Here is a 10,923-nt window from a genome sequence, read left to right on the forward strand (position 1 = left end):
CGGCCGCGCGTGGCGGCCTTCGGTCGCCTGGCCGTTGCCCGAACCGACGCCCGTCGGGACGGCGGCCGCGGCCTCCGCCGGCGGCGCCTCGGCCCGCTCGACCTGCAAGTTGAACAGGAAGCCGACGGCCTCCTCCTTCAGCGAGTCGAGCATCGCGCGGAACATGTCGAAGCCCTCGCGCTGGTACTCGATCAGCGGGTCGCGCTGCGCGAGCGCCCGCATGCCGATGCCCTGCTTGAGGTAGTCCATCTCGTAGAGGTGCTCACGCCACTTGCGGTCGAGGACCGTCAGCATCACCTGGTGCTCCAGGGTCCGCATGCCGTCCGGCCCGACGAGCGCGTTGATCTCCGCTTCGCGGTTGTCGTAGGCGCGGCGGGCGTCCTGGAGCAGGGCTTCGCGCAGGCCGGCGGCGTCGAGGTCGCCGTCCTCCATCAGCTCGTCCCAGTCGAGGCTGACCGGGTAGAGCTGCTTCAGCGCCGTCCAGAGCTTCTCGTGGTCCCAGTCCTCGGCGTAGCCGTTGGCGGTCGCACCGTCCACATAGGCGTTGACGACGTCCTCGAGCATGCCCTCGATCTGGTCGCGCAGGTTCTCGCCGGCGAGGACGCGGTGGCGCTCGGCGTAGATCACCTTGCGCTGCTCGTTCATGACCTCGTCGTACTTGAGGACGTCCTTGCGCTGCTCCATGTTGATCTGCTCGACCTGGGTCTGCGCGCTCTTGATGGCCTTGGAGACCATCTTGTGCTCGATCGGCACGTCGTCCGGCAGGCGCATGGTCGTCATGACTCGCTCGACCATGGTCGCGTTGAAGCGGCGCATGAGCTCGTCACCGAGCGAGAGGTAGAAGCGCGATTCGCCCGGGTCGCCCTGGCGGCCGGAACGACCGCGCAGCTGGTTGTCGATGCGGCGCGACTCGTGCCGCTCGGTGCCCAGCACGTAGAGCCCGCCCGCCTCGCGGACCTCTTCGGCCTCGGCCTTCGACTCCGCCTTGACCTGCTCCAGGACCTCGGGCCACGCGGCCTCGTACTCCTCGGAGTGCTCGACCGGGTCCAGGCCGCGCTCGCGCAGCACGTGGTCGGCGATGAGGTCCGGGTTGCCGCCCAGCACGATGTCGGTACCGCGGCCGGCCATGTTCGTGGCGACCGTGACGGCGCCCTTCTGGCCGGCGCGCGCGACGATCAGCGCCTCACGGTCGTGGTGCTTCGCGTTCAGCACCTCGTGCGGCACGCTCAGCTTCACCAGCAGCTTCGACAGGTGCTCGGACTTCTCGACGCTCGTCGTGCCGACCAGGACCGGCTGGCCCTTCTCGTGCCGCTCCGCGATGTCCTCGGCGACGGCCTCGAACTTGGCCTGCTCGGTCTTGTAGATCAGGTCGGCCTGGTCGACCCGGATCATCGGCCGGTTCGTCGGGATCGGCACCACACCCAGCTTGTAGGTCTGGTGGAACTCCGCCGCCTCGGTCTCGGCCGTACCGGTCATGCCGGAAAGCTTTTCGTAGAGCCGGAAGTAGTTCTGCAGCGTGATCGTGGCGAGGGTTTGGTTCTCGGCCTTGATCTCGACCTTTTCCTTGGCCTCGATCGCCTGGTGCATGCCCTCGTTGTAGCGGCGGCCGACCAGGATGCGCCCGGTGAACTCGTCGACGATCATGACTTCGCCGTTGCGGACGATGTAGTCCTTGTCGCGGTGGAAGAGCTCCTGCACCTTCAGCGCGTTGTTCAGGTACCCGACCAGCGGGGTGTTCGCGGCCTCGTACAGGTTGTCGATGCCGAGCTGGTCCTCGACGAACCGGACGCCCTTCTCGGTGACGGCGACGGTGCGCTTCCGCTGGTCGACCTCGTAGTGGTACTTCGAGTTGATCAGGTTCGTCTTCTCGGTGCGCTCGCGCGTGCCCATCGTGGTGGTGTCGATGCCCTGCATCAGCGGCGCGAGCCGGGCGAACTCGACGTACCAGCGCGACGACTGGTCCGCCGGGCCCGAGATGATCAGCGGCGTCCTGGCCTCGTCGATGAGGATCGAGTCCACCTCGTCGACCACGGCGAAGTTGTGCCCGCGCTGCACGCAGTCGTCGAGGCTCCACGCCATGTTGTCGCGCAGGTAGTCGAAGCCGAACTCGTTGTTCGTGCCGTAGGTGATGTCGGCGTTGTACTGGGCGCGCCGGACGTCCGGCTGCTGCTCCGACAGGATCACGCCGACCTCGAGGCCGAGGAAGCGGTGGATGCGGCCCATCCACTCCGAGTCGCGCTTGGCCAGGTAGTCGTTCGTCGTGACGACGTGGACGCCCTTGCCGGGGATGGCGTTGAGGTAGGCGGGGAGGACGCAGGTGAGCGTCTTGCCCTCACCGGTCTTCATCTCGGCGACCTGACCGAGGTGCAGGGCGGCGCCGCCCATCAGCTGGACGTCGAAGTGCCGCTGGCCGAGCACCCGCTTGGCCGCCTCCCGGACGACCGCGAAGGCCTCCGGCAGCAGCTCGTCGAGGGACTCGCCGTCGCCGTTCCGCTTGCGGAACTCCTCGGTCTTGGCCCGCAGCTCGGCGTCGGTCAGGTCCTTGACGTCGTCTTCGAGGGTGTTGATGTGATCGGCGATGTTGCGCAGCCGCTTCACCATCTTGCCCTCACCCGCGCGGAGCAGGCGGTTCAGCACCATCCGGTCGACCTCACTAGCTGAATTTGAGCGCGCCCGGGCCGGTCCCGGGCAGGTTCTCCCGCGGCGGCGGCCGTGGTCGGCGCCACCTTCCCACCCCATCGTAGGGAACAGGGGCCGCCGTGTGCACACGCCGTAGGTCCTGACATGCGGAGGGCCCGCACGCGAGCGCGTGCGGGCCGTCCGCGAAGGCCTCCTTAGGAGCGGCTCAGCCGAGCCGGATCACGCCGTAGTCGAAGCCTTTCCGCCGGTAGACCACGCTGGGCCGGCCCGCTTCGGAGTCGTTGAAGAGGTAGAAATCGTGGCCGACCAGCTCCATCTCGTAGAGAGCCTGGTCCACCGTCATGGGCTCCGCGGTGTGCTGCTTCTCGCGAACGACGCGACCGGGCTGGTGACCGAGGTCGTCGTCGGCCCAGCTCTGCTGCTGGGGCAGGTGTATCTCCTCGGCACTCTCGAAGCCGTTCGTCTGCGGCAGGGCTTCGGGTGCCTCCAACACCGCGGTACGCGCGGCGGGACTGGCTGCGGCCGGGGATCCACCACCGGGCAGCGTCGAGGTCGCTTCGGCGACCGATTCCGGGCGGCTGCGCCCGTAGTGCACACGCCTCCGGTCGTGTGTCCTCCGCAGCCGGTTTTCCAGCTTGGTGACTGCGGAATCAAGCGCTGCGTAGAAGTCGGCGGCACACGCTTCCGCGCGTACGGCCGGGCCTCGCCCCTTTCCGGTGATTTCGACGCGCTGGCAGCTCTTGGCCTGGCGTCGGTTGGGTTCGTGGAACAGTTCCACGTCGTACCGGATGACTTTCCTGTCGTAGCGCTCGAGCCGGGCCAGCTTTTCGCTGACAAGCGCCCGATAGTGGTCGGGCACCTCCACGTTGCGGCCCTTAACGACGATGTCCATACACGACCTCCCTCGCTTCGATGACTGCGAGCTGTTGTGTTTTCACACGGCGCCGGTATTGCGGGGACGGAAGCCCGGATCGCGGGCTGAGAAGGAACTCGGGAACGGTTCACGACGTCTCGTGCCGGGAGCCCGAGCGCGGACTCAGCGCACCTCCGGCGCCAGGGACATGGGCTCGTCACCTCCCTGCCTGCGGGGATTGCTGATAGCGGAGCACGTTAGCTTCCTCACGCCCGTTGCAACAGCCCCCGAGCCGGGGGATGTCGGGGAATGAGACTCCGTCACCCCGCGCAGTGATCGCGGAGTGAACACCAGAAAACACCCGCTGGTCGGACGCGGTGCACGGAGCGTGTTTTCACACGGACGGCGCATCGCTTCCTCCAGGTGGACGCCGAGGGTGACGGCCTCGTCCGGCGCAGCCGCCACCCCGGTGGAGTGGTGTGGCGGCCGAGTGGTCGTGATCGGCACCCTCATGCCCGGACAACGGGCGCCGGGGCGTTCGCGTTCCCGGGCGACATCACTCGTGTAGGTGATGGGTGGGTCACCCGGGTGCGGGGGCCGTTCCGGTGGAACCGGTACCGCGGCGGACCCGGTTTCGTTGCCCTGCTTCGGGGTGCGTTTCCGCGGGCGCGGTGCCATGGTGGGGGCATGGACCCGCTCGACTCCGAGGCTCCGGGTGGCTGCTTCGGCCGGGACTTCACCCGGCTGAGAGCAGGGTCAGGACGGCGGAGACCGTGACGCCGGCCGCGGCCAGCGCGCGGGTGCACGCCGCCGCGGTGGCTCCGGTCGTGACCACGTCGTCCAGCACCACGACGGGCTGACCCGGCGGTGGGCGGCCTGCCTCGCGGAACCGTAGGCGGCCGGAGAGGTTGGCCAGTCGTTCGGCGCGGTTGAGGCCGACTGCGTCTCTTGCGCTGCCGGCTAGTTCGAGGGCGGGAGCGACTGATACTTCGACGCCGTGGGCGGCCAGGATCCGCGCGGTGGCGTTCGCGAGGCGCTCGATGTGCGGGCCGCCTCGTACTCGCGATGCCGAGGGGCGGCTTGGGGCCGGGACCAGGCAGATCGAGCGGGGCGGAGCTGCGAGCTGGACAAAGCCGCCGGACCCGGGTTCCTTCACCGGGAGAGCCACCGAACCCGATGGGCCGCCGCGGGCTGCCCCGGCCGAAGCCGCCACCTCCGCGTGGGCCGAACCGAGCGGCAGCTCCACCAAGGCCTCCGCCAACGCCCGCCCCAGCGAAGGCGCCAGATCCCGCCGCCCTCGCTCCTTGTACGCGATCAGCAGCCTCCGCCCCACGCCCGAATACCGGGCCAGGGCGAACACCCGCACCACCCCCGTCGTCGGCACGCGCCAGACTTCCCGGACCGCACCCCAAACCCTCCCGCACCGGGCACAACAAGGCTCGCCGCGCGCTCCACAAGCGGCGCAGCGGCGGGGGATCAGCAGGTCGAGCAGTTTCTCCAGCACACGGACAGTCTCACGACCACCACCGACAGTTTCGAACACCCAGCCGCCACCCACACGAGTGAAGTCAGCCCGGGTAGAACGGATCCGCGTCCTTCATCGTGTGGGCCTGCGGCCGCCACACTTCGCCGAGCACCGAGGCCGTCCACAGGCCGCTCATGTCGGCCACCACGATCTGGCGGCCCGGGGCCGCCGTCACGCCGTGGACCGGGGGTGTCAGGTTGGAGCTGTTGAAGGCGTCCATGCGCTGGCCGTCCACCGTCACGCGGACCACCGGCTGGGAGGACGACTTCGTCACCGCCACCAGGTTGTCCTGGGCGACCCAGTCGACGTCGACCACGTCCTCCAGGTCGTGGGGCTGGAGGTGGCGGGGCTCCCGCAGCGAAACCGAGTCGCCGACGCCGACCACCGAGGCCACCCACAGCTCGCCCTTGATCACCGCGGCCACGCGGGCGCCGTCGCGGGAAAACCGGAGCTCCGAGATCTCGCCCTGCTGGTTCAGGTCCGTTGCGTTGACGCCCAGCGCCGTCCAGACGCCGTTCTGGTTGACCACCATCCGGCCCACCGACAGCTGGTCGACCACCGTCCAGACCTCGCCGGTGCCGGGGCGCCACGTCGGGCGGCTCAGGGTCGTGCCGCCGAGGGCCACCTGGGACAGGTCGTGCCCCATGTCGCCGATCCGCAGGCGGACGCCGCCGCCCTCGCGCTCCACCACCGCCAGGCGCTTGCCGTCGAGGGACTGGGCCGCGCTCACCACGTCGTAGCCGCCGTTGCCCGCCGGGCCCGGGACCGGGGAGCCGTCGCCGAGGGAACGGACGCGGCCGCCGACCGTCATCAGGCCCTGCAGCTCCAGGTTCGGCGACAGCGTCGAGCCGTACGCCGGGAGGTCGTTCAGGCGCCAGTCCGGGTGGTTCGGCACCAGCGGGGCGCCGTCGGCGAGGATCCGGATCCGCGCCGACGTGACGTATTGGAGCGAAAGGACGATCTGCGCGGCGATCAGGTTCCGGGTGTCGTCGGACACCCCCGCCAGCCCGGTCAGCGGCACCACCAGCGTGCCGTCGTCGAGGCTCTTGACGTTCGTGTCGATCTCGACCGGCTCGCCGAGGAAGTTCTTCACCGCGCCGGCCAGGCTCGTCGACGGGCCGCTGACCAGCAGGTCCATCACCCGCCCCGGCAGCCCGGACTGCGGTTTCGCGACGACGTAGCGCCGGTCCGGGACGAACGTGTTCGACGACTCCGAGTAGAAGCTCACCGGGACCGGCGTGTAGTTCTCGCTGAAGTCGGACTCGGTCGCGTACAGGTCGGCGGGCGGGTCGACGATCCGCCACTGGCCGGTCGGCTGCTTGCGCACCTTGACCTGCAGCAGCGCCGGGCTGAAGTCAGGCACGAACGCGTTGTTCTGGTCCAGCGTGCCGATGTCGCTCCCGCGCACGTTGACGACCTGGGTGTTCGGGTCCGGCTGCGGGTTCGTGTCGTAGACCGTGCCGAAGGTGTTCTGGATGATCGTCAGGCTGCGGCTCGGCCGCCAGCTCGCCCGGCCCGCGTCGTCGAGGTACGCGCGGGCGGCCGCGTTGTTCTGGCCCGGCTTGAGCGTCGCGCGGACGAACTCCCGGACCAGCGTCAGCGGGTCGAGGTCCGGCCGCGGCTCGGCCACCACGTCCCCCGACCCCTGCCCCTGACGTTCACCGGGGACGACGACGGGCTGCGATTCCAGCGGCACGTTCGCGCAGCCGGCGAGCAACGCGAAGCACAGCAAGGACACCAGAAGCCGTTTCACTGACCGATTTCCTCACGTTCCGCGAAGATCGCCTCCGGCGCCGGCGTGACGTCGATGATCCCGAGCGGCACCTCACCCGAGACGTGGTCCGCCGGCGGCAGCGTCAGCGGCGGGTCCCCGGCCGGCACGTCCTGGCGGCGCGGCAGCACCAGCCGGAAGCAGGCGCCGTAGCCGGGCTCGCCCCACGCGTCGAGCTCGCCGCCGTGCAGGCGCGCGTCCTCCTGGCTGATCGCCAGGCCCAGCCCGGTGCCGCCGGTGCGCCGGTTGCGCGACGGGTCCGCGCGCCAGAACCGGTTGAACACCAGGTCCGCTTCGCCGGGGCGCAGGCCGACGCCGTGGTCCCGGACCGTGATGGCGACGGCGGTCTCGTTCGCCCCGACGGCGAGCACCACCGGCCGGCCTTCGCTGTGGTCGACGGCGTTCGCGAGCAGGTTGCGCAGGATCCGTTCGACGCGCCGCGCGTCGACCTCGGCGATCACCTCGTCGTCGGGCAGCACCAGCTCGACCGAGCTGCCCGCGTTGCCGGCGATGACCCGCACCTGCTCGACCGCGCGGGTCGCGATCGGGCGCACGTCGATGAACTCCGCGGCCAGCTCCTCGACGCCGGCGTCCAGCCTGCTGATCTCCAGCAGGTCGCCGAGCAGCGCCTCGAACCGGTCGAGCTCGTCGACCAGCAGCTCGGTCGAGCGGGCCAGCCCGGCCGGGAACTGCTCGCGGGACGCGTGCAGCACGTCGGCGGCCATCCGGACGGTGGTCAGCGGCGTGCGCAGCTCGTGCGAGACGTCGGAGGTGAACCGGCGCTGCAGCCCGCCGAACTCCTCGAGCTGGCGGATCTGGCGCTGGATGCTGGCGGCCATCCCGTTGTAGGACACGGCGAGCTTCGCCAGGTCGTCCTCGCCGAGCACGGCGAGCCGCTGGTCGAGGTCGCCGCCCGCGAACTGCTCGGCCGCCGCGGCGGCCTGGCGGACCGGGCGCACCACCTGGCGGGTCACCAGGTTCGTGATGCCGGCGAGCAGGAGCAGCAGCACCAGCCCGCCGACGAGCAGCGTGTTCTGCACGGTCGCGACGGTGTTCTGCTCGGTCGTCAGCGGGAACAGCAAGTACAGCTGCAGCGGGCTCGCCACGGTGTTCAGCGGGATGCCGACGATCAGGTACGTCGTGCGCCCGCCCGCGTTGTCCGGGACGGTGTGCTCGAGCCAGCTCATCTGGTCGGCTTCGACGAACTGGCGCAGCCGCGGCGGCACGTTCTCGTACGGGCCCGCGGACGCCGGCTCGTCGCCGGACTGGTCGTGGCCGCCGCTGGCGAGCACCGGGACGAACGTGCCCGCCGCCGACCCGGCCGCGTCCTGGCTGGTCGGCGTGATCGCGATCTTCTTCAGCGCGTTCTCGAGCCGGTTGTTCATCGCGTCGCGCGTCTCGCCGCCGAGGCCGACCAGCTCGCCGGCCGCCGTCTCCGCCGCGGCGCGGGTCTGCGCGATCGCCGCGTCGCGCTTGGTGTCCAGCAGCCGTTCGGTGATCTGGTTCTGCAGGACCATGCCCAGCACGAAGACCACGGCGGAGGACAGCGCCAGGGTCGACACGGTGACCCGGAACTGCAGCGAGTGCTTCCACAGCTCGTTGAACGCGACCGCGCGACGGCGCGCGAAAACGACGACACGCCGCACCAGGCGTGCCGTCGAACGCGCGAACGCGGGGATCCGTCTACCGGAAGCGAGAGTCATCGACTCATCACGGCGGGCCGGCCTTGTACCCGACGCCGCGAACGGTCAACACCACCTCGGGGTGCTCCGGGTCCTTCTCCACCTTGGACCGCAGGCGCTGGACGTGCACGTTCACCAGCCGCGTGTCGGCCGCGTGCCGGTAGCCCCAGACCTGCTCCAGCAGCACCTCGCGGGTGAACACCTGGCGCGGCTTGCGGGCCAGCGCGACCAGCAGGTCGAACTCCAGCGGGGTCAGCGGGATGGCCTTGCCCTCGCGGGTGACCTCGTGCCCCGGCACGTCGATCGCCAGGTCACCGATGGTCAGCGACTCCGCGGGTTCGGCCTCGGTGCGGCGCATCCGGGCCCGCACCCGCGCGACCAGCTCCTTCGGCTTGAACGGCTTGACGACGTAGTCGTCCGCGCCGGACTCCAGGCCGAGGACGATGTCGACGGTGTCGCTCTTGGCGGTGAGCATGACGATCGGCACCCCGGACTCGGCGCGGATCGCCTTGCAGACGTCGATCCCGTTCATCCCGGGCAGCATCAGGTCGAGCAGGACGAGGTCGGGCTTCAGCTCGCGCAGCGCCGGAAGCGCGCGTGAGCCGTCGGCGACCACCGCCGTGTCGAACCCCTCCCCACGGAGCACGATGGTGAGCATCTCCGCGAGGGCGGGGTCGTCGTCGACCACGAGAACACGTGCCTTCATGTCCACATATTCGCACTAGTTCCGGCGCCCGCACGCGCGACCCGCGTGTTTGACCACCAGAAAGATCAAGATCGCGACCCGCCCCTGCTCCATCCGGGTGCCGGTACCGGCGGCTTTGGACGGTCCGTGGAGGCCGCGCGGGTTCGCGGCGCGGCCTCCACGGACCTGCGAGGCGAGTTCAGGGAAACGGCTGGCCGGATGTCGCGGCAGTGCGTGAAAGTTGCGCAGTGCGCTCCTCCGTGCCCCGTGCGCAACAATCGGGCCTGCCGGCCGCGTCCGTCAAGGGATTCGCCCACTCAGCCGATGGGAAACGCACGAAACGGATAGTGTTGCGCTATGCGGAACCAGGACTCGGGCAACGCAACTCAGAGCCAGGTGCAGTCGGTCGACCGGGCGATCAGCGTGCTGGAGCTGCTCGCCCGCCACGGCGAAACCGGCATCACCGAGATCGCGGGCGAGCTGGGCGTCCACAAGTCGACGGCGTCTCGGCTGCTCAGCGTCCTGGAGTCCAGAGGCCTCGTCGAACAGCTCGGGGAACGCGGGAAGTACGCGATCGGGTTCGGGGTCGTCCGGCTGGCCGGCGCCGCGACCGGGCGGATGGACCTCGCGAAGCTCGGCCGCGCGAGCTGCCTTTCGCTCGCCGAGGAACTGGGCGAGACGGTGAACATCGCCATCGCGGACGACGGCGTCGCCATCAACATCAGCCAGGCCCGCGGTTCGGCCGCGATCACCACGCAGAACTGGACCGGCCAGCGCACCCCGCTGCACGCGACGTCCAGCGGGAAGGTCCTGCTGGCGTACATGGGCGAAGCCGAGCGAAAGCGCGTGCTGAAGCGGAAGCTGGAGCAGTACACGCCGCGCACGACGGTCGAGCCCGAAGAGCTGCTGTCCGAATTGGAGCGGGTGCTCGCGGACGGCTACGCGGCTTGCTACGAGGAGCTGGAACTCGGCATGCACGCGGTCGCCGTGCCGATCCACGGCCCCGGTGGGGACGTCGTCGCCGCGATGAGCGCTTCCGGTCCGGCGTACCGGCTTTCGAAGCAGCGGGTGAAGCAGGTCGTGCGCCCGATGACCGAAGCGGCGGACGAACTTTCCGCGCAGCTCGGGTACTTCCGGGACTAGGTGTGATGTCCGGGGAGGTTGGTCAGCCGGGTGACCGGCGGCTTGCCGCCGGTTGCGCTGTGGGGTCGATGGTGATTGTAGAAGTGCAGCCAGTCCGGTAGCGCCGCCCGCCGCAGACTCTCGGACGGGTAGAAGCGGGCGTAGGCCCACCCGTCGGCCAGGGTCCGGTGGAAACGTTCGATCTTGCCGTTCGTCTGAGGCCGGTAAGGCCGGGTCCGTTTCGGGATAACGCCCAGCTCGGCGCACGTTTCGCGCCAAGCGTGGGACCGGTAGGCCGAGCCGTTGTCGGACAACACGCGTTCGACAGTCACGCCTAGATCGGCGAACCAGGCCACGGCCCGGCGCAGGACAGCGGTGGCAGTCACCGCGGTTTCGTCGGTGTGGATTTCGGCGTAGGCGACGCGGGAGTGGTCGTCGATGACGGTGTGCACGAACGCGGTGCCGGTGCGGGGCTTGTAGTCCGCGCCGCGGGGCAAGCCTGGCGTGGCGCGTTTGTTGCGCTCGCCTTGCTGCCGGCCGAGGTAGCGGTGCCCGCCGCCGTCGGGGATGTTGCCGAACTTGGTGACATCGACGTGGATCAGCGAGCCGGGATGGTCGTGTTCGTAGCGGCGCAGCGGTTCGCCG

The 10,923-nt window shown here is 69.9% G+C and carries 8 protein-coding genes; 1 reads left to right on the top strand and 7 read right to left on the bottom strand.

Features of this window, described 5'->3' with window-relative positions; genetic code table 11:
- From secA to mtrA, 6 genes are all read right to left on the bottom strand, one after another.
- The coding region (gene secA, locus G3I65_RS11200; RefSeq protein WP_160696047.1) for a preprotein translocase subunit SecA at positions 1–2,640 on the bottom strand (2,640 nt) is incomplete at its 3' end.
- A gap of 205 nt (positions 2,641–2,845) precedes the next feature.
- On the bottom strand, positions 2,846–3,532 hold the full coding sequence (gene hpf, locus G3I65_RS11205) for a ribosome hibernation-promoting factor, HPF/YfiA family (RefSeq protein WP_160696048.1): 687 nt from the start codon (positions 3,530–3,532) through the stop codon (positions 2,846–2,848).
- 697 nt (positions 3,533–4,229) lie between these two features.
- Positions 4,230–4,994 (bottom strand): ComF family protein, encoded by a 765-nt coding sequence (locus G3I65_RS11210; protein ID WP_166639942.1) that lies wholly within the window; start codon positions 4,992–4,994, stop codon positions 4,230–4,232.
- 67 nt (positions 4,995–5,061) lie between these two features.
- Positions 5,062–6,771, bottom strand: a complete 1,710-nt coding sequence (locus G3I65_RS11215) for an LpqB family beta-propeller domain-containing protein (RefSeq protein WP_160696050.1) — start codon at positions 6,769–6,771, stop codon at positions 5,062–5,064.
- On the bottom strand, positions 6,768–8,492 hold the full coding sequence (mtrB, locus tag G3I65_RS11220; protein ID WP_160696051.1) for an MtrAB system histidine kinase MtrB: 1,725 nt from the start codon (positions 8,490–8,492) through the stop codon (positions 6,768–6,770). The genes G3I65_RS11215 and mtrB overlap by 4 nt, the downstream gene beginning before the upstream one ends.
- 7 nt (positions 8,493–8,499) lie before the next feature.
- Positions 8,500–9,177 carry an MtrAB system response regulator MtrA gene (gene mtrA / locus G3I65_RS11225; RefSeq protein WP_005150760.1) on the bottom strand — a complete coding sequence of 226 codons (678 nt, stop codon included), beginning with the start codon at positions 9,175–9,177 and terminating at the stop codon, positions 8,500–8,502.
- A gap of 336 nt (positions 9,178–9,513) precedes the next feature.
- On the opposite strand from mtrA, the gene G3I65_RS11230 reads away from it, so the two are divergent.
- Positions 9,514–10,299: an IclR family transcriptional regulator gene (locus G3I65_RS11230; RefSeq protein ID WP_160696052.1), complete on the top strand. Its 786-nt coding sequence runs from the start codon at positions 9,514–9,516 to the stop codon at positions 10,297–10,299.
- Here G3I65_RS11230 and G3I65_RS11235 read toward each other — a convergent pair.
- Positions 10,296–10,923 (bottom strand): IS481 family transposase (locus tag G3I65_RS11235; RefSeq protein ID WP_160696053.1); only part of this gene is annotated, 628 nt, incomplete at its 5' end. The genes G3I65_RS11230 and G3I65_RS11235 overlap by 4 nt on opposite strands.

Origin of the sequence: Amycolatopsis sp. SID8362, from assembly GCF_010550475.1 — a bacterium.
In the GTDB taxonomy this organism is placed as follows: domain Bacteria; phylum Actinomycetota; class Actinomycetes; order Mycobacteriales; family Pseudonocardiaceae; genus Amycolatopsis; species Amycolatopsis eburnea.

Bases quoted from the DNA above. Each gene is read 5' to 3' on its own strand.
- hpf (WP_160696048.1), bottom strand. From the start codon at position 3,532: ATGGACATCGTCGTTAAGGGCCGCAACGTGGAGGTGCCCGACCACTAT.
- mtrB (WP_160696051.1), bottom strand. From the start codon at position 8,492: ATGACTCTCGCTTCCGGTAGACGGATCCCCGCGTTCGCGCGTTCGACG.
- mtrA (WP_005150760.1), bottom strand. From the start codon at position 9,177: ATGAAGGCACGTGTTCTCGTGGTCGACGACGACCCCGCCCTCGCGGAG.
- G3I65_RS11230 (WP_160696052.1), top strand. From the start codon at position 9,514: ATGCGGAACCAGGACTCGGGCAACGCAACTCAGAGCCAGGTGCAGTCG.